The 24,605-nt window shown below is 62.0% G+C and carries 18 protein-coding genes, 1 pseudogene and 1 other annotated feature; of the genes and pseudogenes, 4 read left to right on the top strand and 15 right to left on the bottom strand.

Features of this window, described 5'->3' with window-relative positions:
• Nucleotides 1-94 precede the first annotated feature (94 nt).
• The 4 genes and pseudogenes from ACZ5CE_RS10390 to ACZ5CE_RS10375 form a co-directional block, all read left to right on the top strand.
• A protein-coding gene (locus tag ACZ5CE_RS10390; RefSeq protein WP_464574839.1) for an IS3 family transposase occupies nucleotides 95-1,263 on the top strand; the annotation gives its coding sequence in 2 pieces (ribosomal slippage) (nucleotides 95-383 and nucleotides 383-1,263; 1,170 coding nt in all).
• Nucleotides 373-489 (top strand) — a sequence feature (AL1L pseudoknot). Its footprint overlaps the gene before it by 117 nt.
• A 25-nt stretch (nucleotides 1,264-1,288) precedes the next feature.
• A protein-coding gene (locus ACZ5CE_RS10385) for an IS3 family transposase (RefSeq protein WP_464574838.1) occupies nucleotides 1,289-2,469 on the top strand; the annotation gives its coding sequence in 2 pieces (ribosomal slippage) (nucleotides 1,289-1,541 and nucleotides 1,541-2,469; 1,182 coding nt in all).
• 45 nt (nucleotides 2,470-2,514) lie between these two features.
• A complete protein-coding gene (locus tag ACZ5CE_RS10380) occupies nucleotides 2,515-2,913 on the top strand; it encodes a hypothetical protein (protein WP_464574837.1) in 399 nt (132 codons plus the stop codon).
• A gap of 31 nt (nucleotides 2,914-2,944) precedes the next feature.
• Nucleotides 2,945-3,289 (top strand): annotated as a pseudogene (locus ACZ5CE_RS10375) (Tn3 family transposase); the annotation flags it as partial.
• 59 nt (nucleotides 3,290-3,348) lie between these two features.
• On the opposite strand, the gene ACZ5CE_RS10370 reads toward ACZ5CE_RS10375, so the two are convergent.
• Genes ACZ5CE_RS10370 through ACZ5CE_RS10300 form a run of 15 tightly spaced genes read right to left on the bottom strand, consistent with a single transcriptional unit; the run spans nucleotide 3,349 to nucleotide 24,601 of the window.
• Nucleotides 3,349-5,646 carry an eCIS core domain-containing protein gene (locus tag ACZ5CE_RS10370; RefSeq protein ID WP_464574836.1) on the bottom strand — a complete coding sequence of 766 codons (2,298 nt, stop codon included), beginning with the start codon at nucleotides 5,644-5,646 and terminating at the stop codon, nucleotides 3,349-3,351.
• Nucleotides 5,647-5,658: 12 nt separating this feature from the next.
• A complete protein-coding gene (locus ACZ5CE_RS10365; protein WP_464574835.1) occupies nucleotides 5,659-6,408 on the bottom strand; it encodes a carboxypeptidase-like regulatory domain-containing protein in 750 nt (249 codons plus the stop codon).
• A 3-nt stretch (nucleotides 6,409-6,411) separates the two neighbouring features.
• A complete protein-coding gene (locus ACZ5CE_RS10360; RefSeq protein WP_464574834.1) occupies nucleotides 6,412-9,987 on the bottom strand; it encodes a DUF6519 domain-containing protein in 3,576 nt (1,191 codons plus the stop codon).
• Nucleotides 9,988-9,997: 10 nt separating this feature from the next.
• A complete protein-coding gene (locus ACZ5CE_RS10355; RefSeq protein WP_464574833.1) occupies nucleotides 9,998-12,277 on the bottom strand; it encodes a hypothetical protein in 2,280 nt (759 codons plus the stop codon).
• Complete coding sequence (locus ACZ5CE_RS10350; RefSeq protein WP_464574832.1) at nucleotides 12,274-15,084, bottom strand: baseplate J/gp47 family protein; 2,811 nt, start codon at nucleotides 15,082-15,084, stop codon at nucleotides 12,274-12,276. Before ACZ5CE_RS10350 ends, ACZ5CE_RS10355 begins: the two co-directional genes overlap by 4 nt.
• Nucleotides 15,081-17,654, bottom strand: coding sequence for a baseplate J/gp47 family protein (locus ACZ5CE_RS10345; protein WP_464574831.1), 2,574 nt, complete (start codon nucleotides 17,652-17,654; stop codon nucleotides 15,081-15,083). The genes ACZ5CE_RS10350 and ACZ5CE_RS10345 overlap by 4 nt, the downstream gene beginning before the upstream one ends.
• A gap of 7 nt (nucleotides 17,655-17,661) precedes the next feature.
• Complete coding sequence (locus tag ACZ5CE_RS10340; RefSeq protein ID WP_464574830.1) at nucleotides 17,662-18,033, bottom strand: GPW/gp25 family protein; 372 nt, start codon at nucleotides 18,031-18,033, stop codon at nucleotides 17,662-17,664.
• Nucleotides 18,030-18,278 (bottom strand): hypothetical protein, encoded by a 249-nt coding sequence (locus ACZ5CE_RS10335; RefSeq protein ID WP_464574829.1) that lies wholly within the window; start codon nucleotides 18,276-18,278, stop codon nucleotides 18,030-18,032. The genes ACZ5CE_RS10340 and ACZ5CE_RS10335 overlap by 4 nt, the downstream gene beginning before the upstream one ends.
• 4 nt (nucleotides 18,279-18,282) lie before the next feature.
• Complete coding sequence (locus tag ACZ5CE_RS10330) at nucleotides 18,283-18,996, bottom strand: phage baseplate assembly protein V (RefSeq protein ID WP_464574828.1); 714 nt, start codon at nucleotides 18,994-18,996, stop codon at nucleotides 18,283-18,285.
• A complete protein-coding gene (locus ACZ5CE_RS10325; protein ID WP_464574827.1) occupies nucleotides 18,996-20,114 on the bottom strand; it encodes a hypothetical protein in 1,119 nt (372 codons plus the stop codon). Before ACZ5CE_RS10325 ends, ACZ5CE_RS10330 begins: the two co-directional genes overlap by 1 nt.
• Before the next feature lie 2 nt (nucleotides 20,115-20,116).
• Nucleotides 20,117-20,389, bottom strand: a complete 273-nt coding sequence (locus ACZ5CE_RS10320; protein ID WP_464574826.1) for a hypothetical protein — start codon at nucleotides 20,387-20,389, stop codon at nucleotides 20,117-20,119.
• A gap of 9 nt (nucleotides 20,390-20,398) precedes the next feature.
• Entirely contained in the window at nucleotides 20,399-21,085 is a 687-nt protein-coding gene (locus ACZ5CE_RS10315) for a hypothetical protein (RefSeq protein ID WP_464574825.1), read from the bottom strand.
• Nucleotides 21,085-21,360 carry a hypothetical protein gene (locus tag ACZ5CE_RS10310; protein WP_464574824.1) on the bottom strand — a complete coding sequence of 92 codons (276 nt, stop codon included), beginning with the start codon at nucleotides 21,358-21,360 and terminating at the stop codon, nucleotides 21,085-21,087. The genes ACZ5CE_RS10315 and ACZ5CE_RS10310 overlap by 1 nt, the downstream gene beginning before the upstream one ends.
• On the bottom strand, nucleotides 21,357-23,477 hold the full coding sequence (locus ACZ5CE_RS10305) for an ATP-binding protein (protein WP_464574823.1): 2,121 nt from the start codon (nucleotides 23,475-23,477) through the stop codon (nucleotides 21,357-21,359). The genes ACZ5CE_RS10310 and ACZ5CE_RS10305 overlap by 4 nt, the downstream gene beginning before the upstream one ends.
• Nucleotides 23,474-24,601 carry a Pvc16 family protein gene (locus tag ACZ5CE_RS10300; protein WP_464574822.1) on the bottom strand — a complete coding sequence of 376 codons (1,128 nt, stop codon included), beginning with the start codon at nucleotides 24,599-24,601 and terminating at the stop codon, nucleotides 23,474-23,476. Before ACZ5CE_RS10300 ends, ACZ5CE_RS10305 begins: the two co-directional genes overlap by 4 nt.
• Nucleotides 24,602-24,605: the final 4 nt, after the last annotated feature.

Genomic DNA, 24,605 nt, shown 5'->3' with positions numbered 1-24,605 from the left:
AACAAGGCCGGATATAAAGCTGCGAACCGTTCCTGTCAAGTCAGACCAATTCGAAGTCCCTTGCAAAACGGGAGGCGTCCATATAAATGGAGCCATGAACAAATCAAACAAGTTTTCCCCCGAAGTACGTGAACGTGCGGTGCGCATGGTGTTCGAACACCGTGGCGAGTATCCTTCCCTGTGGGCAACCGTTGAATCCATTGCGCCCAAGATCGGTTGTGTTGCCCAGACCTTGCATGATTGGGTCCGTAAACACGAGATCGACACGGGCATGCGCGATGGCGTGACCAGCGCCGAGCGCGACCGGGTAAAAGCGCTGGAGCGTGAAGTGCGGGAGTTGCGCAAAGCCAATGAGATATTGAAACTGGCCAGCGCTTTTTTCGCCCAGGCGGAGCTCGACCGCCGATTCAAGTCCTGAGGCAGTTTATCGACCAGCATCGGGATACCTATGGGGTCGAGCCGATCTGCAAGGTGTTGCAGATTGCCCCGTCAGGCTATCGATGCGCCGTTGCACAGCAGAGGAATCCTGCAATGCGTTGTGCTCGCGCCAAGCGTGATGACAGGCTGAATCCAGAAATCAAACGGGTCTGGCAAGCCAATATGCAGGTCTACGGTGCTGACAAAGTCTGGCGGCAACTGAACCGTGAAGGTCACCCTGTGGCGCGTTGCACGGTCGAGCGGCTCATGAAACGCCAGGGCCTGCAAGGCGTGCGGCGTGGCAAGACCGTACGCACCACGATTCCTGACACATCGGCCCCATGTCCGCTGGACAAGGTCAATCGCCAGTTCAAGGCCGATCGTCCCAATCAGTTATGGGTTTCGGACTTCACATATGTATCAACGTGGCAGGGCTGGCTGTATGTGGCCTTTGTCATTGACGTATTTGCCAGACACATCGTGGGTTGGCGCGTGAGCAGTTCCATGCATACGGATTTCGTGCTCGATGCGCTCGAACAAGCTCTCCATGCTCGCCAGCCCGGGAAATCAGAGAGCCTGGTGCATCACAGCGATAGAGGATCGCAATACCTCTCTATCCGCTATACCGAGCGTCTGGCCGAAGCAGGCATTGAACCCTCGGTGGGCAGCCGCGGAGACAGCTATGACAATGCGCTGGCTGAAACCATCAACGGCCTATACAAAGCCGAGCTGATTCATCGCCGGGCACCCTGGAAAACCAGGGCCGCTGTGGAGATGGCGACCCTGGAATGGGTATCCTGGTTCAATGAGCTTCCCCCGAAAAATCGTCTTCCAAGGGTGATGTAAAATCGAAGTCACATTGGAGAGGAAGATGATAAAGATACCGAGGCAGGAATACACAGGCGAGTTCAAGGAATTGGCAGTCAAGCGTATCAAGGAAGGGCTGACACCGGGCAGGATAAGCAAGGAGTTGGGAGTCAGCGACCAGACTCTGCGGAACTGGGTTAAGGCTGCAGCGGCAGGCAAGCTCAACGGTGCCGGAGGCAAGGTGGTCACGCCGGAGCAGATGGAGCTATCCCGGTTACGCACCGAGAACGGCCGGCTCAAGCGGGAGAATGAAATCCTAAAAAAAGCGACAGCGTACTTCGCGAGGGATGTAGCGTGAAGTACGCCTGGATTAATACGCAGCGGACGGAATATGGACTGGACGAGATGTGCCGGGTCCTGGATGTCAGTGAAAGTGGTTACCGGGCATGGAAGCGTGGTGGCAAGCCGGAACGCAAATGGCTGACGGATAGCCGGATGCTGATGCTAATCCAGTCCATCCATGCCGAACTCAAGGGTGCTTATGGCAGCCCGAGGATGGTCAAGGAATTGCGGGAACGGGGTTTCCCGGCCAGTAAGGAACGGGTTGAGCGGTTGATGCGGGAGAATGGTATCCGGGCGCGCCACAAACGGCGTTTCAAGGTTACAACGGATTCCAGGCACACTCTGCCGGTGGCGCCCAACCTGCTGGATCGCAACTTCACACCGGACGCCCCGAATCAAATCTGGACATCCGACATCACCTATTTGTGGACAGACGAAGGCTGGTTGTATCTGGCCATCGTGCTCGACCTGTTCAACCGTGAAGTGGTCGGCTGGTCATTGAAACCGCGCATGACGGCAGACATCGTGACCGATGCGCTGACCATGGCGTGGTTCCGCAGGAAACCGGCGGCGGGGCTGATCCACCACTCGGATCGGGGCAGCCAGTATGCCAGTCTTGCCTTCCAGGACAGGCTGAAAGAGTACGGCATGATCTGCTCGATGAGCCGCAAGGGGAATTGTTGGGATAATGCCCCGACTGAGAGCTGGTTCAATAGCCTCAAGAACGAGCGTGTGCATGGACTACGCTATGAAACACGAGCAGAGATGACAGCGGCAAGCTTCGAGTACATTGAGGTATTCTACAATCGGAGACGGCGACACTCGACCTTGGGCTACAAGTCACCGATGCAGTTCCTTGATGACTGGCTCACTGCTCAGCAGAAGAAACAACGGGTAGCATGAATCCCACCTGTTGGAAGACGAAAAATCGAGGGAACCTCACTTACGGTGAGGCGCTATCTTAAGTTGACCAACGTCTCACCGAAAATTTTCGCATTGTACGCTCAGGACAAAATGACCTTCGAGCAGATAGCCGCGTTGGCCCTCACCGAAGACCCCGCATTGCAGGAGCGCATCTGGCACAACACCCCGGAGTGGCAGCGCAATGGTTCGACCTTCCGGCGGCTCATCACCGAAACCGAAATCAACATACGGACGAATCCGCTTGCCAAATTCGTGGGCGTGGAGGCGTATGAAGCAGCAGGAGGCCTGATACGGCGCGACCTCTTCGGGGATGAGGATGACGGCTACATGCAGGACGCCGAATTGCTGGAATCGCTTGCCCTGGAAAAGCTCAATCAGGCCGTCGAACCTCTTAAAGCGGAAGGCTATGCATGGGTGCACTGACCGGTTGAATCCGCCGGTACGGTTTATTGGGGTAGGGTCAGGGCTGAACAAGGGCGAGGCACGCAACTCACTGGCCCGAGACGTCTTCTTCCATTGACTCGGCGAGATCCGTGATCGTTCCTACGAGAACCAGCGCTATCGCGCCAGCGGCCTGAATCTGGTCGTGGCCGCTATCACGCTGTGGAATACGATCTATCTGGAGAAAGCGATTGAAGCGCTGCGCCAGCATAAAAGTGTCGATGAGGCCCTTCTGCCCCATGTTTCACCGCTTGGGTGGGAATACATCAACTTGATCGGAGACTACGTCTGGCATGCCAACAGGCGGATAACCAAGGGAAGATTCCGGCCGTTACGTGATCCTGATGACGATCTATGACCAGAGCAAGGCTGTGGCTTACATTGGTTTTTGGTTCCATTGCTCCCCAAACCCCGTAATCAGAAGGGAACACCGTAGATCTGGCGTATGTTATATTCCAAATAAGTATTCATTTCGCTTAGACTTTGCACGATCGGTGCAGTCGTCGTGTCGATGATGCCACCCTCAGGTGGTCTGCCTTCAGCCGCAGTGTGGCCCACTTCCGATCCTACGGCGCTGCCAATGGCTCCGAATAGAAGCCCCCCTAGGAAGCCGCCCACCACACAGACTGCGTCCACAGGACCGGTCGGAGAGCAGAGAATGGCGCCTGCGGCGGCCCCACCCAGCGCAGATCCGAGGATTCCACCAGCCCAGGAACCTCCTTCCTCGGCCAGTACCGTGGGCAAGGTTCCAGTATCGATCGACTCCCGAATACGCTCTTCGGTGTGGTAAATCCCGTAGACGAGGAGAATTCTGCCGCCCCCTCGAATAAGAAACATGGAGGCTGATCCGCTGGGCGTGACATGAATGTTCAGTCGTTGCACCCCTGGAGCCAGCGGACCCTCGGTCATCGCTTCAGTCATCAATCTACCCCGACCTGCGTAGTGCGGATCGACAGCACCCCCTGATCCTTCTCCGGTCATAACATCTATGCCAGATGGTGTAGTGGGCCTCATCCCGATGGCACCCTCGATCTCGGCAGTCGGGACCGTGATGCAATTATTGGTGCACATTGGGGCTTGGCCTCTCCTCATAAGGATCTCGTAAACTTGCATCTCGGACTGTCCTACTTCACCTAGGACGGGATCACCCTGTGAGCGAGGCGGGCTATAGGTGTACTGATCGCCGTACTGAGATCCTCGCAGTGTTTCGGCGAAATTAGCAGCCTGGTCTGCATCTCCCAGGACATATAGATAGCTCTGCTGACCGGGCATCAACGGAAACAGAGTGTCGTTCGCGAAGCTGCCCGGTACTCCCTCGTGCAACCGGATCGTGAAGTTCCTTCCCACCCCGGGCAGCGTCTCGGCCAAGTAGTAACCCAAGTTTCCACGGTATCCGCGGAGCGTGGGAAAAAGGGCGGATTGTGGGTTCGACCAGATTGAGGTGTGGCCCTGTGTCCATAGGATGCCCGTTGAGTTACGCGGCAGAAAGGAGAATGGCGTGGGAGAGAAGTAGCTCGCACCCACGCTTGCCGATGCTAAGATCGAGGGTCCCGAGGACGGTCTTCGGTTGGCACTTTGACTACCCATGACGCTTGACAATGGCACCATTACGCCTTCCGGCAACACGGAGGGAGAAATACCTGCGACGCTCCGAAGTGCGTCTGGAGAAAGCGATGTTACGTTGAACTGGAAAGAACCACCGTCGAAACCGGCTTCGGAAGTGTTTGTAGCGAGGATACGCACGGTCCCTTGGCCAGCGAAAAAAATATTGGGGTTAGGCTGTCCGGGACCAATACTGTAATTAAAGTCGAAATGCGTATCTTCGGAGGTAGTGCCTAGATCAAAATCGACCTGGTTTCGGCCGAGGCGGACCTGCGCATCGTAGATGCCCTCAGTTACATCGCAGTGATTTAGCGCATAAAAAGTCGTCTGACCTTCGTACCGAAAGCGAATCTGGTTCTCGGCGCAGTTAATGAGAACCTCGTCGACAGTCCGCTGAATTATTCCCTCGTCACTCTTTTGTTGCACCACATGCGCAAGCTCGTGGGCCAAGAGATGCTTGCCTTCCGTGCTCGAAGGCGCATACTCCCCAGCCCCGAACACGATGTCGCTGCCCAAGGTAAAGGCGCGCGCCTGCACTGCGCTTGCGCCCTTTGCCGCGTCGGCACCGGTGTGTATGCGCACGGCAGTGAAATCGCGCCCAAAGCGCGGCTCGAAATAGTTACGCAATTCCGGCGACAGCGGCGTTCCTCCCCGCTGGGCTGCGTGCACGGCAGTGGCGGTGTCTAGAGCGACTTCACCATTCGCCACGCTAGCCGCCTTGGTCTGGATTGATGGCTTCTCGTCCTCGCAGTCGGTGCACTGGCGCGGAACTTGGCTCGTAACCGATCGGATCCCGGCCGGTTCGGCCATCCGCATGACTCGCTCAGCGACCTCGTCCGCCTCGCACTCGTAAGCGTCATCAGGGGAACTGACGGTTGGCTTGCGCTGGATCGACATAGCCGCGTCGTCCAGAGAGTCGGCGTCCACAGCATAGGCCTGGCTAGAGTTTGTCTGGCAGCGCGGACAACCACCGCCACAGGCGCACGACGTCTTGCGGTATACGGGCAGGGGTTGGGCTATCGGCGTAGCCACTGATGGCGGCAGGTCGCGGCTGATCCCTTGTCGCTGTGATCGTTCTGCTTTGCGGCTAAGGTCGACGGCTTGAGTTTTCATTTTCTCGTGGACTTATCCGCCGCCGCCTTGGAACGGCGCATCGGGCTCGGCGGGAGGTGCCGCCGCAGCGTCCGCCGCCGTATTCGGCGTTGCCGCCGGTATGACGACGTTTTCCCGAACGGTGGTGCGTACGATACTGCTCAGGTCGAGCTTGCCTACGACTTTCTGCAGATCACTGCCCTTCAAGGCGACTTCCGCGGTGACTTGGGAGCCGGGGGTGAAGTTAATGGTGGGCGCGGTTTGCGGTATGAACGATGCTTGCGATTCGCCCACAGCGACGGTGACGGACTTGCCGGCGCCAATTTTCTGGGCTAGTTCCGAGCTGACGGTGAAGGCGTAATAACCGGAGCCATCGGTCTTCACCGGGGGGATACCCAAATCCTGGCCCTTCGCGTCCACCAGCCGTACTTTGACGTTGGCTAGGGATCCCAGTTGAGCGTCGGTGATTCGTCCCTGAATCAAGGTGGCTCCCGAGGCTACTTTAGGTATCCGTATGGCAGCAATGTCTACCTCTATAGCTAATGCGCCGGCTACTTCCAGGCGGTTGTCGGCGCGTGCTCGCATCGCCGTCACGCGCGGATCGTCGGCGCCCAGCTTCGCAGAGAGCCGGTCAGTTTCCAGCTGGAACAGAGGTCGCGCCGCCAGGTTGGCACTGCGCACCGTATCGGCCAGGTTGGCGCGCTGGTCTTGCAACTGTTCGAACAGCGAGATCAAGGTTTTCTTGAAGGCCTCGGTATCGGTCAAATCGATTCTGGTGGACATAGTTTACCCCCGTGCTTTGAAGACTAGATCAGAAATCCGATTAAAGTCCTGGCAACGCGTGGCGTCGAGCACCAGATTGCCGGTTTGCACTACCGGCAGGTTGGGATTCGCGTCCGATGCGATGATGCAATGGTCCGCCTGGTTGAAGCTGGTGATGTTCATTTGCTGACCCACGGTCCACAGCGACATGGAGGTTTCCGAGCTGAGTTCACGGAAACGATTACCGATGGCTCGCAGCGAACCACCGAACAGCACGCTATTGGCGAAAAAGTTGATGGTGCGGAAGCTATAGGATTGATTGCTGTCGGCGACTAGGTCGTCCACCGCCGAAATCAGATTGCACACCGTACTGGTATTGCCGCTGCCGATGCGTACCTGGTTGTCGGAGAACTGCGTATATCCGCCCGGCAGGATCTGATTGACGTTGGCGGCGCGGGAGAAGTCGGCGGCAGTCTGAAGGCCGCCCAGATTGTAGAGGAACACCGCTCCAGCGACTTGGTCGAACGGTCGCAGGCCGGAAATCTCGCTGGAAAAATGGTTGTCGGCAATGGCCGCCGGACCGAAGACGATCGCTGCAAGCGCCTGGCCGGCCGGCTGGTCTACCACGTTGCCCTGTACGCGTAGCCCTGGCCGCGCGCTGGAGCGCAGCGACGACACGCCGGATAACAGGCCGGAAACGCTTACCGCGCTGGCCAGGGCCACCACCAATCCGCCGCGGATACCGGTTTGCATGACCGCGTTGGCGCTGACCGCGGTGAGCGCACCGTTTTCCTGTATGCGGTTGCGGGAAATCTCCGTCTCCTCGCTCTGGGCGACGAATATGCCGCACACCGGGTCCAGATGGCTGCGGCCGTTGTTTTCGACGAGGTTGTCGACGATGGTGAGATCCTCGACCAGACCCAGCGAAATGCCGCCCAGGCCGCGCAAATTGGCCAGCGCGCGCATGGCTTCAGTGAACGGAGTTTGCAGGCAGTTCTCAATGCGGTTGCTGTCGATGGTGAGGCCGATCACCGGATTGCCGTAGATGATGAGAAACGGGTTTAGCGAGGGGTTCACTGAGGTGAAACCCGCCGCCGCGTCGCTGGCTTCGAACGGCGCCACGCCGATGCCGTTCAGGCCCATGTTGGTGATCTGGTTGCCGACCATCCGGATGTCATAGAGAAACGCCAGGCCGTTGCCTTTCGGACTGTCCACGGCTTTCAACGTGACCGCGTATAACAGCACCGGTTCTTGCTGTATGACGGTGATTTCGTCGACGGCATAGCCAGGTGTGGCGACGCTGATCTCGTAGGCGCCGTCGGCCGTCACCTTGAAATCGCCTTGCTGATCGGTAACCGCTTGTACTTGCTGGCCGGTTACCAGATTGGAAAAGTTGAGCTGGATGCCGCCTCCTGGTTTGTTCTGCGGTAGGGCGATGCGGCCGGCGATCTGGCCGTTGGTGCTGTCCAATTGGTGAGTGGCCTGCGGCGGTTCCTCTATGGGCTGAAAACGCTGCACGCCGCCCAGGCTGATGCCGTTGCCGGCACCACCGTCCACGCTGTTGTTGCGCACCGTGACGCGCTCGCTGCCGGCACCGATCTGGATGCCGCTCTTCACCAGATAAGGGGCTTGCGGTGTGATCCTGATGGGTATCAGCCACACCCGATTCACGTACAGCGAGAATAGGCGTGGTGCGGCGTAGGCCAGTTGCAGCCTTGCGCAGGGATCGGTGGGCTGCACGCCCCCGTTGTTGCCGCCGGGCACGTCGATCGGCGGCATATCCGGCGCCGGCAGCACGGTGATTTCGTTGCATTCGATGACGCTGTCCTCGACCGCGACGAATATCGCCACCCCGGCACTTTCCTTGTCGAGCATGCGGATGCGATTGCTGTGGATACGCACCCGCGTGGCATCTTCCGCGGCGATGCCGGTGGCGCAGGCGAGTATACGGTTGCCGCGGATTTCGATGCGGTTGGACGCACCCGGCGTGCTGGCGGAAATCTCGATACCGGAGCCGCCCAGGGTCGCCATGTCGATGTCGCAAATGGCGATTTCTTCCGAATCCACGATGCGGAACAACGGCAGCTTTTCGCCTAGCGCCGCAGGTACCACCATGCTGCGCGCGCCGCAGCCCTGAATGGTGACGTATTTGCGTCCACTAATCACTGCGTTGGTTTCGTGTATACCGGGCAGCAGGCACAAGCGACCGCCGGCGCCGGGCAGACTGTCTATGGCCGCGGCGATGGAGTCGAAATCGCCGTGAGAGGTTCTGCCATCGCCCACCTGGAACGTGCAACAGCCTTTCTGGTTGGGCAGTGGCTGGAAGATGCGCCGGCAATCGTCTATTTGCAGCTTGTCGGCGTCGGCGGTTTTGTCGGTCTGCCATTCGATCACCGCTAGCGGTCCGCGCCGGTAGTGGATACCGACTGGCACCGCGTTGCTGGGCCAGACGCTCAAGTCGTTGGATACGCCGCTGGCGCGCACCGGGAACCACCAGTAGTCGCCCGGACGATAGTTGGAAAGGTCGGCGGCCGGAGCGTCGAAGGCAAGGGTAATGCCGTCTTCCAGCTCCTTGTCCTGGGGCAAGCCGGTGGGAAAGTCGCTGACGTTGGCAATGCCGTCCCACAGTCGGAAGAACACGCTATCGGTGGCGGTCGTCGGCCAGGTACCGCTGTCCTGGACCAGGGTCAGTACATCGTTTTGCGCCAGCGTGGCATCGGCGCTGAACTCCACATTCCAGCCGCCCCCCGGGGATTCGGTCAGCGCTTCCAGGTAAAAATGGCTGAGGCCGCTGTAGTTGATGGCATTGTTGTTGGCATCGACGGTTACCTTGCCGGTGACGCTGTCGAAGCGCCCGCGTCCCACCAGACCGCCGTTTATGCGCGACCATTTGAAACGCGCTTGATTGGCCTTGGGCTGGCCGATTTCAATGCGGTACAAACGATGCTCCAGGCCAGTGTAGCCGCCGCCGGCTTCCAGCGGGCAGTCGCCGGTGATGACGGTGGCTGCGGCCAACCCGGCGGTCAAACGGCCCTTGCCGGAAAAATCGTCCTGGCCGCGCAGCGCCACGGCGCCGCAATCCTCGTCTGCGGTCAGGCGTAACAAGCGCAGGGCAAAGCAGGCGCGGGCACGCTCGGTGGTGTCCGGGCCGCCCAGCGCTGGTTCCAGCAAGGCGGCGGACTGAAAGGCGGAGATCGCTTCTTCCCATACCTCCAGCACCAGGGCGTCGCGCACGCCGGCGGCGATGCTGGCCGTGCCGATGCCGGCCGGATTGGCCGGGGCGGACAGGTAAATAGCGTCCAAGCTGCCGACGGTGGAATGGACCAGCAATCCGTCTACCCAGGCGCGGCCCGGATTTAACTTGATCTGTACCGTGCCGTTGGCGGTGGCGGTGAGTGCTTTGAAACTGTCGAAGGCATCGACCGGCACCGAAACCATGCGCCCGCCGAAGGCGTCGCGAGCGGCGCTACTCTGCCAGTGGCTGGCGATGAGTTCGGCCGCGTTGAAATCGAAGTCCTGCAGCACGCGTCCTTGTTGGTGTAGCACGCCGACGTGATTGTCTTCGGCGCGGAAACCAAACTTGGAAAAGTCACCTTTCATGATATTTCTCCTAAGTCAGATAAATCAGGCGCGCGGCCACGCCGACAGGCAGGTATTCGCGGCAACGGATGCTGAGGTTTTTCCGCTTGTGCGTGTTGAGCAGATAACCGAAGGCGCCCATTTCGTCGGCCTGCGGACCTTGTTCCAGGATGCGCCGGTCGCAGCTGTCGGCCAGCTGGCCGTAGCCCGGCCGGCCATGTATTTCGCTGGTGAAAGTGAGCCGCGCGTCGTTGCCAGTCACGCATCCATGGTGCTGCGGTAAACGGTCGTTGCGGCCTTCGAAGTAACTGAATTTGAGGCAGCCGGACAGGGTGTCGTGCACCTGCAACTGCTGGACGAACAGGCCGCCTTGCCCGATGGCGCGGAACACGCGCATGCGCCCGAAGGCGGTGACCCCGTGCACGATCAAGTCCGGCCCCCACCCCAGTTCCGGATCGCCGCTGGCACAGCTCAGTGCCAGCCGCGGCGATTCCAGCAGGCCGCCGCCTGCGTCGACAATGGAATCGCTGAGCAACAGGTGATAATCGCTGTCGATTTGCAGCGGGCCGACGATCGAGTGGCGTATGGCGAGTCGCGGTGTGGGTTCGAAGTCGCGTTTTTCGTTGGCATCCAAGAAATCGTAGTCGTTGGTAAGGTGGAGGGCGGTGACGAAAGGCGCGCGCGCGTCGTCGAAATTCAGGTGACCACCGGGATCTAGGGTGGTGCCTTCCACGGTCAGCACGCCGATGGCAGCGCGCTCAATCAGCGCGACGCCGCTAAAGCCGGGAGCCTCCGCGATGTACAAGCCTTCCAGCCGCACTTCCAGGCTTTCCTGTTCGAGCAGCGGCGTGCCGCTGACCTTATCGGGGCGAAATGCCAGTGGAAGGGCCAGGCGGATCACCGGGCGCTGACCGGAAGCTGCGCGGATCCACAACGAATGCTTGAGCCGCAGCACTTTCTTGCCGCCTTCGTCGCCGATGCCGGCTACCAGACCGAGGTCCAGCTCGTGGGTCATACTGTCGTCGATCTCTATGACGGTGGGGCCACTGCTGCTGGCCAGATTGGCCAGCGCGGTGGTCAGGCCGTCGGCTGCCTGATGATAGTTGACCACGATGGGGGTGCCTTGCCACTCGGTGAAAAGACGGTTGGTGAGGGGCTGCGCGCCGGTGGGACCGGCAAAACCGTGGGTGGCCGATACCAGCAGATCGTCGAGGATGCGCTGGGCTTCCGTGGCATCGGCCTGTGTACCGAACAGCAAGCGGCCACGTTCCGGGTCCACCACGATTTCGTGGCTGCGCAGTGGTGGCGCCAGTCCCTGCTCCCAGGCACACAGATTGGCGCCGCGGAAGTGCCAGACCAGGGTTTTCAGCGCGGCGTCGTCCGGCAGATGCAAGGTCAGCCCGGCGCTGGTATCGGCGCTCGGCACCGTTCCCGGCGCGTAATAGGCCAGATCGATGTATTGCTCCGGGCGGGCGTCCGGAACGCCTTGCGTGATGCGGGCGCGCAGCATCGGGCCGGGCACTGCGTCGAGGACGGATAGGTCCAGTGCTTCGGGATCGGTGGGTACCAGGTAGTTGAACAGCACCATCGGGCGGACCAAGGGATCAAGGTCGAAGCGCACGGCGAATTTGGCTTGGATGGCGTCGGCCGGGGTAAGGGTGATCACACCGCCCACCGCCACCGGTTGCGTTACCTGCACCTTGTAAGCGATCAGCCGCCACAGGAACAGCGCCAGGTTGGGCAGGTTGTAGAGGCCGCCGGTTTTGACGTCCACCACGCGGGTGTAGGGATCGAAGGCGGTGTCGAGCAGCGCGGCCACGGCCGGACTGCGCAGGTTCACGGTGCCGCCTTGGGCGGGCGCCGCCAGGGAATGCAGCAGTTGCAACGGCAGCGTACCGCCTCGATCTGGGCGCTGGTGGTTGAGGTGCTGCTGCCAAGCCAGGCGCTCGCGAATTTCCACCGCGTGCGCGGCCCAGCCGGTGAGACCATGCGCCAGCGATTCCACAGCGCCCAGCGTGCCCTTGCGACGCCGATGCTTGACGGTGCGCGCCACGTCGGCACGGAGCGTCCAGTGGTCTCCAGCCAGGTGGGAGGTGCCTAGCAGGTCGGCGATATAGGGGATCACCCAGTCGTCGCAGGTTTCGATGAACAGGTTGTGGTAGAGGCATTCGATGTCGCCGTGGAGTGCGCTCAGTACGCTGTCCATGGCCGCCACCAGACCACGCAACTGGTTCGGCGGGATCTGTTCCGTGTCGCGTTGTCGGTAGAGCTCGGGCAGCCGTTCGTAGAGGGGTTTGCGGGCTGTGCTCAAGTGCTGGCCTCCGGGCGGCCGGAGCTGGCCACCAAGTTGATGGCGAGATCGGCGGCGGTCAGTGCCAGCAGATGGTCGGGCGGACACTGGAAGCGCCGATAGTCGGCGTTGCCTGACGCGAGCAGCAGCAGTTTGATGCGGCCGATGGATTCCAGCGTCGCCCAGTCGATGCCGCTTACGTTTTGCACCGCGTCCAGCACTTGCGAGCCGTGCGCTGATGCGCCGAATTGACGGTTGCGCAGACTGAACAGGCCGTGATCGCTGGCAACGCCGTTGGCTTCCTCGCCGCTGGCGCCTAGGGCTTCGAGAATGTGACGGCGCACATCCGCCTCGCGCAGCTGGGGGTCGTAGCCTACCCGCAGCGACAGGTGTATCCAGTCCCGCCGGCCTTGCACCACTTCCAACGGAAAGCGTTGCGGTCCTTCCTTGCGGTCGATGGCGCGTAATGCGTCGGCGACGTTTTGCACGTCGGCGGCGCTCTCGCTGTCGGTGAGCACGGTGAGGCGCACGTGCGGATAACCGAAGCTCGCGTCCCAAGTGGCACGCGCTTTGAGCACGCCGGGTAGCGCCAGCGCTTCGGCCTCGTAATCGGTGATGGCCACTAGCCGTCCCAGGCTTTGCATGCGTAGCGGCGCGGCGATGCGCGCTGTGTTTTGGCTTTCCGGCTGGGCGCCGCCCACTACCGGCACCGGCAGCGCGACTTTATCCAGATTGACCAGCCGTGCGTTGGCCTTGGGTTCAGCATCCGGCTTGGCATGGCCGACGGCGCCGATGCCGCTGCGCATCCTTGCCATCACGTTGCCGCGCCCGGTGGACAGGCGCGCGCCGGTTTTGCCGTCGCCGAATTGCACATAACTCTTGCCGGCGTCGTCTTCGCGCACCACGAATACTTGATCGTGAGGGCCGGCGTCGAAGAAGTTGTCCAGCCGCTGCCATTCGATACCATTCACCCATACCGAGAGTTCGGCCTGTTGCGGCGGTGTGTCGCCGGGCGCCAGCAGATAGGTGAGCGGTTGCTTGGGCAGTGAGAAAGTCTGGAACACGGCGCGTCCGTCGCCATCGCCGAGCACCGTGACATCCTCGGTCTTACCCTGGGTGGTCGCCACCAAATTCCCGTAGACGGTGATGCGCGGCGCGTCGTGGGGGTAATCGGCATAATTCACCTGGCGGTCCAAGGTGATGGTGCGCAATCGCTGTACCTGGGGATCGTCGGCGGGTGCGACCGCGACCACGGTGGCGATGTCGGCATCGCGGCCGGTCTGTGCCAGGGCGACGCGGCGGCCTTTGAGGGCAGCCACGTCGTCGCCGTTGCCGAAGAAGTCCAGCTTGGCGCCTTGCGTGGCGCTGACCGGCCGCGGTTCGGCGCTCAGGCGGATCGGTGCGCCGATCACTTCGTGGAACGACAGCGAGCGGATATCGGCATAATCGAGGTGGGCGAATCCGTCCTGCGCGCTCAGGTTGCGATCCAGAGTCAGGAAAGTGCTGGCGCCGTTCAGTGTGCCCCAACCGGCGGTGCGTGGTTCGGTGCGCTGTACGGTGCGCACCAGCACAGCGTGGCGGGCGGCGGAGCCATCGTCGTGGGACGACAAGCGGCCCTCAACCAGCATGGTGGTGCCTGACGCCAGCTTGTCGGCGGGCCCGTCCAGCGGCACTTCGTTGGCGCCCAGGGCTGGACTGGCCGGTATGCCGGTGCCTGACGTCAAGCTGCGGATGAACGAGATGTTATTGAACTTGGGCGCGCCGCCGTCGCCCAGGACGACTTCCTGGGCCGGCGCGTTGTAGCCAAAGTGTTTGTAAGAAGCGCCCAGCTTGTAGGCGACCATTTCCAGCACAGAAGTCGGTGCGAGCGGCGCCAAGGGAAAATAGGTGAATGCCGGGAACTGGTTGAGAAACACCGCGCTCGCATTATTCACAGCGCTCACCGTATTCGCTGTGCTGGTCGAAAACACTTTGCTCGGCAGCGGCTGGATCAGCTTGGAGGCGGTACTGGAGGCGAGCTTGACGCTGCTGGCGAACAGATTGGTCGTAAACAGCTGGCTGATGCCCAGGCCCGAGAAGAACAGGAACTCGTTGAGGGAGCTGACGCCGCCGTGGATCGAGAGGTAGCGTTTGCCGAACGCTTCCCACACCTGGTCTATGGTTACGGTTTGGCTGTACAGCAGTTGCGCGGGCGCCAGATTGCCATCTTTGCCCACGCCTAGCATCAGCCGGTCGCCTTTGGCCAGTTTCATGTCGGGCGGCAGCGCGGCCACCAGTTCGAAGCGTTTGGTGCCGTTGAAGATGGCCGGCTGCACGCGCGGCACATAGAAATGGGTGGTGCTGAGGCGGGGAAAAGCCAGTGCGGTAGTGGCGGTCTCGAAGATCACCGGCTTGTCCTGACCTAGTATGTCGGCCTTGATGGGAAACCCTTTGGGAATTTCCACTGGCTTGTCGCCCTTGGCCAGCAGCGCGAACGTGGCGAGTCCGCCCAGGCCCGGCGCCAGCCGGTAGCCGGTGAGCTTGACCAGGTCGGCGACACTCTCGCGCCATTTGGCGGTGTTGATGAACAGCTCGTTGCCGTAGAGCTGCTGATAGAAGCTGAGGATGTCGCCGACCATGGCGGTGCTTTCCAACAGTGCCACGCCTGGTTCGTCGGCCTGGCGGTAGGTCCAGGCGGACAAGGCGGGATGTGTGTCGATCAGTGCTAGCATGTGCGCACGCATGCTGTGGTAGGTGCCGATACGATAGGCGATGGTGGACAGGCCGGGGCGGTTGTAGGGCAGCTCGGGAAAGACTGGCGGCGTCGCGCACTGGTGTTTGCAGCTCATCGGCGGCCTCCGCGGATGTCGAAGCTGATGCGGCCCTGTTCAAGCCGGCTGGGGTCGTTGGCCACGACGATGATTTCGAACGGACCGACGCTCAATTGGTCGACGATGGCCTTGGGCAGGCCTTCCGGCTTTACGGTGACCGCTTTGCTGGCGCCACCGCTGCCGGGATTCCAGCGACGCATGCTGATCCACAACACGCGCTCTACGCCTTTCACCGCCATGGCGCGGCCGATCAACTGGCTGGCGTGCAGCGCCTGGCCGAAGGTCCACGCGTCCGGGTGGAAAAAGCCGCGCTGGCCGTCGGACGTGTAGCCGTCGGAAAACTCCTGATCCAGTTCGAAGCGCAAGTCTTCCGGCCAATAGGAACTGCCGGCACACAGGGCGATTTCGATGTCCAAAGGCACGAAATTGGGCGGACGGATTTCCAGGTCTTCGCCTATCAGGCGCACGGCGTTCAAATAAGCAGCGATACGTTCGTTAACGGCTGCATCCAGCTGGGTAGTACCGACCGGGTCGATGGCGACGCGCACTGTGCGCCAACTGCCGGTCCACGCATAGGAGGCGCGAGCGTGGGACACCAGATCGCTCAGCTCCTCGGCGCGGCGCGCGTAATCGTCCAGGGTGACGGCGCGCAACTGGCGCCGGCGATAGGCTTCCGGCACGCGGCGGACGATCTCCTGCACCGGTTCCGGGTCCAGCCCGTCGGTGACGTCGAAGGGATTCCAGACACGCAGCACGTCGGGAAACTGGCTGGCACCTTGGTCCACGCCGGTCAAGCTGTCCGCGCCCACGTTGCCCAGGCTGCCGCCGCCGATTTGATAATTCAATGTCACAGTGGCGCCGGCGGGCAGGGCGCGGCCGTTGATGCCGTTGCCGAAGCGCACGCTGCTGCGCCCGTATTCGTCGGTTTCGACGATGAAGTGGGTGTCGCTATCCTTGCTGTCGATGAAGTCGATGACTTCAGTCCAGGGGTCGGCAAAGCCTGAGACCGTGGCGCGGACCGTACTCAGCGGCGGATGGTCTCCACCCACCGGTGTGCGCCGGTAGGCCAGCGGGCCCCGTGGCAACGGACATAGCGTTCCCCAGCGGGGCCCGGGCTCGGTGGCCGGCGAGCCCCTCAGCGACTGGCTGGGCGCTGCGCTTTGGTGGCGCACCGCGGTGACTTCGTAGTGGACCGAGTCTTGGGCGATGAAGCTTTTTTCGTCCAGCGCATTCAATGGCTGTCCGGCGGCGACGCAAGTGGTCTGGCGCGGCCGACCGTGGGCCACCCACAGCAGATTGCCGTAAAACAGGCAGAGGTTCTTGACGTCGGTGCCGCTGCATTTGGCGCTGAAGCAATAGCGGCGCTTGAGGGCGCTAGCTTGGGTCCAGCGCACGCGTATCAGCCAACTGCCGGTGAGCGGGTCGCGGCGTTTTTCTACGCGCGGCGGCAGACCGAGCGCGGCCGGCGGCAATAGTTCCAGCAATTGGCGGGCGTGGATATCGCGGCCGTTGGCGGTGCCGGTTTCCGGATTCAGCTCCTGCTGCAGCAGGAGCTGCGCCACGCTGGGTTGCAGCAACAAGGCCAGCAGAGCGTCCGCGGCGGCTTCGTCCATCGGCGCGGCATTGGTCAGGTCGGCTTCGGTGGCGCCGGCGTTCAGCGCGACTACCGTGCCGTTCCAGTCGTACAACTGCAGTTCGTTGAGGCCGGTAAGCCATTGCGCCGGGGCGGGCGCCGCGAAAGTCACGGCGCTGCGCTCCGACCAGTGCGTGCCGTTCCATACGCCGAAATGCGGCGTCGGGCTAGGGGCGCGGTCGGCGGAGGCGATCACCGCCATCCAGGTGCCTGCCTGATTACCCTGATGGACGTGGTAATCCATCAAGCGCGCGTGGCGGGCCAAGGACACGCGCTTCCTGGCGCGAGCCAGATAGGCTTCGTTGGTGACACGGTCCTGGTAGTCTGCCAACTCGTCGGCATCGACGGCGATCAGGTCGATCAGAACCTGGTCCAGATCCGCCTCGCTGCTGGGTGTCCAGCCGGGCACGCGTTGCATCATCGCGTTGACGATGACGTGTTTGAAGGAATCGTAGTCGCGTGCTAAGTAGTCGATGGTGGGGGAGGTCTCGCGCGGGTTACCACGTGGACTGTCCGGCGCGCAATTGATGTTGAAGCAGCCGGGCCGGAACTTGAACGGCAGTTCGGCGAACAGCGGATCGATGGTCGGCTGTACTTGGCCGCCGCCGTTGACGAATTGCAGCTGGCAGCCCAGGCGGTAGGTGGAATAGTCGCCGATCGGCTCCACTTTGACGCGCAGCGTCGCTGCGCTAGTACCGGCCTGCACGTCGGTCACCTGAATTTGCCCGGCTTGTGTGCCGGCGAGCAAGCGCGTGCCGCCGCTGACCGTGAAATCGGCAGGCTTGGGCAGCGGTGAGAGGTGCAGGGCGTTGACGAATTCCAGGTCCAGCCAGGCGTGGCTGGGGCTGCCAACCGGTTCCAGGCTGACGAACGCCAAGCGCATGCCGTTGAGATCGTGGGACTCCAGGGCGCGGGCCCTTTCCATCAGCGCGTTGTCGTCGGAAACCGTGTTCATGGATGCCTCAGCCGGTGTTACGTTCGAAACGAAGTTGTTCCGTCTCGTCGGTGACGATGATGCGGTAGCGCAAGTCGACCGTGAGGGTCGACTCCTGCGCGGTGACGTCCACGGCATCGATGCTGATGCGATGGCCCAGGTATTTGTTCAGCACGTTGAAGATCTGCGCCTTGGCCACCGCCGCCGACACGTCGTCGTTGCGCTCGAACACCATGCGTTTCAGGCCGCCGCCAAAGTTGGGCAGGAATGGCCGCTCGCCGGGGCTGGTGAGTAGCAGCTGGATGATTTCGCCCTTGATATGGGCATTCAGTGTGGCCGGCGTGGCAGGGCGGCCGGCGCTGCCAATGTTGAACGGGAATGCCAGGTGCCGCCCGCTCATGAGTCGATCACCGTGACTTTAAGCTGGTGATGATGAGTTACCTGGTCCAGCGTGGCGTCGGTGGTTTCGATCTGCAGCTGTTTCTCTTCCAGATAGCGCAGCACGCCGATGGCGATGGCCTTGAACAGTATATCGCGGTCTGGCTTGCCCAACTCGCTCAGGGGTTCGCCTTTTTGCGCGTGCCATTCGTCTTCCATGGCCTTGGAAATACGTTGCGTTAGATCGCTGATGCTCAACGTGCCCATTGGTTTATCCCGTGATGACTTTGGTGGAGAGCATGGACGGCTGCGGCACCGGGAATGGCGGCTGCGCCGGTGCCGGCGTCACCGGTATGCCCAGCACGGTTTCGCCGGGGTGGGTGTGGGCGATGAAAATCGAGTAGATCTGCGTCAGGTACTGCAGCAGGTCGTCGCCGAACACCAGCGGGTGGGTGGAGTTTTCCACCAGCTCGATCTTGGGCGCTTCGACGATCAGCCGGGTGGCGGATTGCACGCGCAATTCGCCCGAACTGGCGCTGATCTTCAGCAGGTTGTCGCCGTTCTGATCAGACACGGCGATGGTTTGCTGATCGTCGTCCAGGGCTACGGTGAGGCCTTGCTGGGTGCGCAGCAGCTTGAGGTTGGGATCGGCTTTCTTGCCGGTCTCGTCGCTGGGCGGCTCGTCCTTGCCCCACCAGCAGCCAGTCCAGATCGGCAGGTCTAGCTCGCCTTTTTCGAATTCGACCCACACTGCGGCGCCCTTCGGCGGGATCGACCACAAACCCACATCAGGTCCGCCATAGGGCGCGCATGGGCGCGCCCAGCTGGAGTCGACCTGGCTCATGATGTCGGGCACCTGCACGCGCAAACGTCCGCGGTTTTCCGGGTCGTTGTTGTCGACCACCGTACCGCTGTATTTGCCGTAATAGCTGTGCTGTACCCGATTGGCGAGATCAACCACCAAGCTTTCCAGGTTCGGGCGCATCAGATCAGCCCTCCCGGTAGCAGCGAGCCACCGCCACCCGCGCCGCGCGAGCGCGCATTGCGGGTCAGGCTGACTTGCTGGGTGTGGCTGGAGTCGGTCAACTGATGGCTGACCTGGCGGACCAGATAGTCGCCGCTCAGATAGCCGCCGACGCCGGCCACGCGCACTACGTCATAGGCCGACACGATGGCCGGGTAGGCTACCGTGTCCAGCTCCACGTCGGCGTGGTAAGCCCAGGACGACAGGTCGACTGCCGCCTGGGTGGCGGCATCGAGATCGCTGCTTTCGTCCAGGGTGTGCAACAGCAAGGTGACAGCGGTCTGGTCTTGCGCGCTGTGGATGGGATCGCCGTTCATGGCGGCCAAGGCGCTGGTGGTGACCTCGCTGAATTGAGCGGTGTGGTCGGCGACTGCGACGCTGCCGGCCTTAGCGGTGGTGGGGCGTAGCGCGTCATAATAGGCGGAGAATTTGCCCACGTTGCGCTGGTCACCGAGCAGCAGGATTTCCGGTAAGTCACCGTAGTCCAGGCGCGGACGCTGGAATACGCCGATGCTGGTGCCAGGGCTGGTCCCCGGTTTGACATAAACAAACATGCCGTGGCGCTTGGCCAGCTGCCGCAGTAACTGCATGTTGGTGCCGCGCTGCACCACCGCGCGGGTGGTCGCGCCACTGGCCGCCGGGATGTCATCCACCTCGGCACTGAGACCAGGGTATTCGGTGATCAGCTGGGAGGCGATGTCTGAATCGGCCATGTCTTCGAACAACTGCACTTTTTCCTCCAGGTCCAGCAATACGCTGTCGTCCTGAATGATAAGCACCATCTCGCTGGTGCCGGGCCCGGCGGACATGGTGATACGCTGGCCGACCACAGGCCCATCGATCAGGGCGATGAAATCACCGTCGGCCACTTTCGCTTCAATACGTACGCGTTTGAATGGCTGCACCCAGTCCTCCTCGAGGAACGCCCAGCCACCGGCATCGTCCAGCGTGAGCGGCAGCGTCAGTTCAGCCTCGCTGGCCATGCCGATGGCCTGTTCAACGCGAATCTGGCCGACGGCCTCGATGCGTTCCTGGGACGCCGGCTGGTTGTCTAAATACAGGCGGAATTCGCTGGTCACGGCTATTTCTCCGGTACCTCGATCACGCGGCCGGTGACCCGCGTCAGTTCGTTGGCTTCCAGTTCGCTGTTGGCATCGGCGATATGCCAATACAGGGTGGCGTCCCGGTAACGGCCCTCAGCCATGATGTCGAGCTGATCATGAGAGCGCACCGTGGTCAGCACGCCCGCCGTTGCCGGTAACCGGCGCAATTTTACGGCGTTGACGTCGCGGCTTTCGACATCCTGGGCGGTTATGGCGGGAAGGCCGAAGTAACGGGAATTCTTCAAGAACATGGCGGGACCTCAAAATGGAATAATTTCACCGATCATCTTTGCAGTATTGACCAGGTTGGCCACCGCCTGCACGTCCTTCGCGGTTTTCGAATAGGCGAGGGCGCCCTTGGCGATCTCGTCGTCGCCCGGCGGCACGCTGATGACCGATAAACCCAACTGGACTTGCGCTTCCACCGGGTTCAACAACTGGTCGAACTTCTGCTCGGTAATGGACAACGACTGGATACGCGCCGGCAACACGCGCGTCAGACCCCAGATGAACAACAGGCGCGGTACCTGTTCGCGCGGAACCTTGCGCGTCGGCGGCGGCCCACCGGAGCCGGTGAGCGCCGCACCGACCGCATCCAGCGCCGCGCCAAGCAGGCCGGATGCTGAAGGCGGCTGCACCATCTTTTCCAGTGCCGCCAATTGCGGTCCCACGCCGAACAAGCGCGGTACCGCCGACAGCGCACCGCCGGCCCCCAGATCGTCAGCGGCCGAGAACACCGCCGTTAGATTTAGGGTTTCGATGGGCGGGGCGGCAGTGACTCCGGTTTCTTGGTGGCGGCGATTCTGGTTGTTCTCGGTGCCGTTGGAGATGCTGATGGAACGGGTTACCTGTTCCGGGTTGAACTGGAAAATTACGATGTTGGGAAATGGACCGGGAAACGCGCCCTTGTATTCCACCAATGCGCCCCGCAGATATTTAGTTGCCATCACATACCCCGTTCCATAGCGCCGACGATGTGCTGGACCACCCTGTCGGCGATGGCATCTGCCAGCAGGGCGCTGTCGTTGAGCGCTGCCTGGATAGGCGCCAGCCGCACTTCGCGTAAATCCACCGATGCCAGCGATTCGCGATTCAGGCCCGCGGCGGACAGCCGCGCGCCGATGGCGGTTTGCAGTTGCTCCGGCAGCGCTTCGGCCAATTCGATGGAACCGCCGCCCAGGCTGATGTTAAGTCGGTCGATCTCGATACGCAGAGCGCTCATGGATTCTCCTCGATCAAGTGGGCGTAAGCGCCGAACAGGCCGGTATTGGCATTGCGCCCCATTTTCTCCAATTCACGGCGCATGGCGGCGGTCGCTGCCTGCATCGTGACTTTGGCGGGCACCGGATGGACTGCAGCACTCTGTAGACAGGCGTTGAAAGCCACTGAACGGATGTGCCCGCCGGACATTTCGAAGTTGTGCGCCAGGAAGGCGAAATCGATGTCTGCCACGTCGGTACCACGCGGGAAGGACGACCGCCAGATTTGCTCACGCTCCCGTGCCTGCGGCATGGGAAACTCGACAATGTAGCGCAGCCGGCGCGTGAACGCGTCGTCCAGGTCGCGGCGGCGATTGGTGGCGAGGATGGCCAAGCCCTTGAAGCGCTCCATGCGCTCCAGCAGATAGCTGATTTCGATATTGGCGAAGCGGTCGTGGGCGTCTTTGACTTCGGTGCGTTTGCCGAACAGCGCGTCGGCTTCGTCGAAGAACAGCACGCAATCGGCGGCTTCGGCAGCATCAAACAGCTGCTTGAGGTTTTTTTCCGTTTCACCGATGTATTTGTTCACCACCTGGGACAGATCGACCCGATACATGGGCAATGCCAGGTTGTGAGCCAGTGCTTCAGCAGTCATGGTCTTACCGGTGCCGGGCGGACCGCACAGTAGAGCGGAAATACCGCCTTCGTTCCAGATTTTGGCGGTGCCCCAGCGATGGTGCACCGTGGTAAGTGCCTGCATGGCGCGACGTATCTCTTCCACCTGACGCTGCTGCGCCGGCGGCAATACCACGTCGGCTAGGGAGAAACGCGGTGCTACCGATTGGGCTAGGCTGCCCATGGTGGTGGTGGCGTGGTTCCAGCATGCATCCAGCAGTTGGTTTTCGCTGATGGGGGTGGGAATGGCGGCCAAAGTGTCTATCACTTGCGTCAAGCCCCGCCGTTCGAAGCGGAAGCGGCTAGCGGCCTCGTCAATGGCTGGGTGGATGGCCGCGCCGCGCAGGCCCAAGCCTTCCTTGAGCAAGGCGGCGCGGCCGGCATAATCCAGGCGCGGCACTGCTACCGCGGCACGCGTCAGGGACGCCGGCCAGCCTCTGCGGGAAGCGCCGTCGCCACAGGGTAGATACCAGCGCAGCGGCAACGCCGTCAGTCCCACGTACCAAGGTTCAGCCGCCGCGTCGCGTTCCAGCCAGTCTTCCGGCAACAGGATGTCGACGCCATGCAGCCAGGCGACCGTCGCCAGTTCTCCCAGCGTTTTGCGATCCGGCGGGTGCGCTGCGTTGAGCGCGGCGATCGGCCGGCCGCTATACTCCGCCAGCAGGCTGGCGGAGTCGACAAAGGCCGCTCCGGCGGGTCCGGTGAGGGGCACGATCTGCATGGATTGCGGCAGGTCGCGGCCGAGCGCGGCGGCGCTGATTTCCGCCGCACGCGGCAATGCCATCCCGGCTTGTCGCTGGATCGGGGCGAACGGCGCCGGCAGCGGCGCATTGGGCTGGACCAGCGCGCGCGCCACCATGGCGGGCATTTCCAGCGGCTCGCGCCAGTGCGGCCCGCCACTGCTGGATCCGCTGGCGATCAGGCCGTATGAAAACAGCGAGCCCGAGCTATCGGCGGCGAAAGCGATGGCCAAGGGATCATCCCATAGCCGCTGCGCCAGGGACAGGGTGGGGAACGGGCGGCCGGCGTCGTTTTGGCAGGCGGCACATACCGGCCCCAGAGCGGCGTCGATGCGCGCCGCCAGTGCCAGGGCCAGCAGGAACTGTTCGGCCAGCGTCAGAGATAGCGCGCGTTGCACGTTCTGCCATACGCCGCCGGACGCTGGTAGGGAGGTCAGCCGGTCGATTTCCTCGGATAAATAATGAGCGGTGACATCGCTGGCGAAATAGCGGAGCTTTTGCTCGGTATAGCGGGCCAAATCCAGGCTTTCCACGGTAGGGTCGCACGCCGGCGGCAACTCCGCCTCGTCGTGCCTAACTGTATGGCCCTGCTGACGCCATACCCAGCCGGTTTCGCGGCGCAATCTCAGGGTGACTTGTGCCAGCCAGCCGGCCACCGTCGGATCGGCGGGGGCTAGGGTCGGCGTCATGCTCACCGGGAGCGAGAGGGGCTCGGTGATGCTCATCGCCAGTCAATCTCCGGTGAATCGATCGCCTGTTCGCCGTTCACGCGCACCACCACGGCATACAGCCCCGGGTCGATGGCTTGGGCGGGCGAGATGGTGATGCTGATGGACGTTTGCGGCGTGATGATGGTGACCTGTGGCGAGGCGGCGACCTTGCCGTTGCCGAATAGCGCCACGATGACATTGTCGTTCGGGCCACCCAGCTGCCGTCCGCTGATGGTGACGGTGCCGTGGACCCTAGCACCGGCATGCACGACCGGTGCCACCACGCCGGTGACGCTGGGCCGCAGATGACCAAGCACCGCTTCGCTGGTGAAATGCTGGCCGCTGGGCAATAACTGACCGATGTAGACCGGGTAGGCTCCGGCGGCGAGGGTAGTCGCGAGGGGCAGGATCATGCGCCGCTCGCCCAGAGGGGATGCGGGGTCGACCGGGAACGATTGGGTGCCGATGAAAAACTCGTCGTAGCCTTCCACGTCGCTGCCGATCAGGGCCAGACTGTTGCCGGCGACAAAAAACTCCGGCTGCAGGGCGCTGATACGTGGTCCCATAGAGGGCAGCACGATCACACCGGGACTGGCGAACGGTCCCACCGCTTTCACCAATGGCGCGCCACCAGCTGGCGTGGCCGATTTCACCATAATCGGGCGCACCTGGAAGGCGGTCGACATGCGGTATTTCTCGTCGCTGCCCTGCATTACTTTGGACAGCAGGTCCACGTCCGCTTCCTCGAAGCTGATTTTGAGCGGTTCAGGATTTTTCGTCAGCGCGACGAAAGTGCCGGGCGGCCGCACGAAGTTGAGGTCGTTCAACGCCGCCAGTCCGCGTCCCAGTAAGCGATGCGCGGCGATTGAGTCGCTTTCCTTGGTGTCGAAGGCGGTCAGCAGATAGTGCAGCGTCAGCCACAGCGGCGGCGTTTGGCCGACGTCCAGCGCCACCTCGCGCAAATACGGATCGAAGCCGATGCGGTACAGGAACAGGTTGAACTTGCGTCCTTCCGCGCCACCGGTGGCAGCCGCTTCCGGCCGGCCTACGTCCACCGATAGCGTGGTGGCTGCGGTCAACTGCATTTGCAGTAGTTCCGAGACGGCTCCGATGGCTTCTACGCTGTCGGCTAGGGCCATGGCG

The sequence above is a fragment of the Nitrosospira sp. TNL200 genome (genome assembly GCF_055386305.1).
Note: the sequence above shows the minus strand (reverse complement) of the source record. Positions and strands in the feature narration are given on the sequence as shown.

Excerpts from the sequence above, each read along its gene's own strand:
- ACZ5CE_RS10370 (WP_464574836.1), bottom strand. The coding sequence starts at position 5,646 with ATGAAAACTCAAGCCGTCGACCTTAGCCGCAAAGCAGAACGATCACAG.
- ACZ5CE_RS10365 (WP_464574835.1), bottom strand. The coding sequence starts at position 6,408 with ATGTCCACCAGAATCGATTTGACCGATACCGAGGCCTTCAAGAAAACC.
- ACZ5CE_RS10360 (WP_464574834.1), bottom strand. The coding sequence starts at position 9,987 with ATGAAAGGTGACTTTTCCAAGTTTGGTTTCCGCGCCGAAGACAATCAC.
- ACZ5CE_RS10350 (WP_464574832.1), bottom strand. The coding sequence starts at position 15,084 with ATGAGCTGCAAACACCAGTGCGCGACGCCGCCAGTCTTTCCCGAGCTG.
- ACZ5CE_RS10345 (WP_464574831.1), bottom strand. The coding sequence starts at position 17,654 with ATGAACACGGTTTCCGACGACAACGCGCTGATGGAAAGGGCCCGCGCC.
- ACZ5CE_RS10340 (WP_464574830.1), bottom strand. The coding sequence starts at position 18,033 with ATGAGCGGGCGGCACCTGGCATTCCCGTTCAACATTGGCAGCGCCGGC.
- ACZ5CE_RS10335 (WP_464574829.1), bottom strand. The coding sequence starts at position 18,278 with ATGGGCACGTTGAGCATCAGCGATCTAACGCAACGTATTTCCAAGGCC.
- ACZ5CE_RS10330 (WP_464574828.1), bottom strand. The coding sequence starts at position 18,996 with ATGCGCCCGAACCTGGAAAGCTTGGTGGTTGATCTCGCCAATCGGGTA.
- ACZ5CE_RS10320 (WP_464574826.1), bottom strand. The coding sequence starts at position 20,389 with ATGTTCTTGAAGAATTCCCGTTACTTCGGCCTTCCCGCCATAACCGCC.
- ACZ5CE_RS10315 (WP_464574825.1), bottom strand. The coding sequence starts at position 21,085 with ATGGCAACTAAATATCTGCGGGGCGCATTGGTGGAATACAAGGGCGCG.
- ACZ5CE_RS10310 (WP_464574824.1), bottom strand. The coding sequence starts at position 21,360 with ATGAGCGCTCTGCGTATCGAGATCGACCGACTTAACATCAGCCTGGGC.
- ACZ5CE_RS10305 (WP_464574823.1), bottom strand. The coding sequence starts at position 23,477 with ATGAGCATCACCGAGCCCCTCTCGCTCCCGGTGAGCATGACGCCGACC.
- ACZ5CE_RS10300 (WP_464574822.1), bottom strand. The coding sequence starts at position 24,601 with ATGGCCCTAGCCGACAGCGTAGAAGCCATCGGAGCCGTCTCGGAACTA.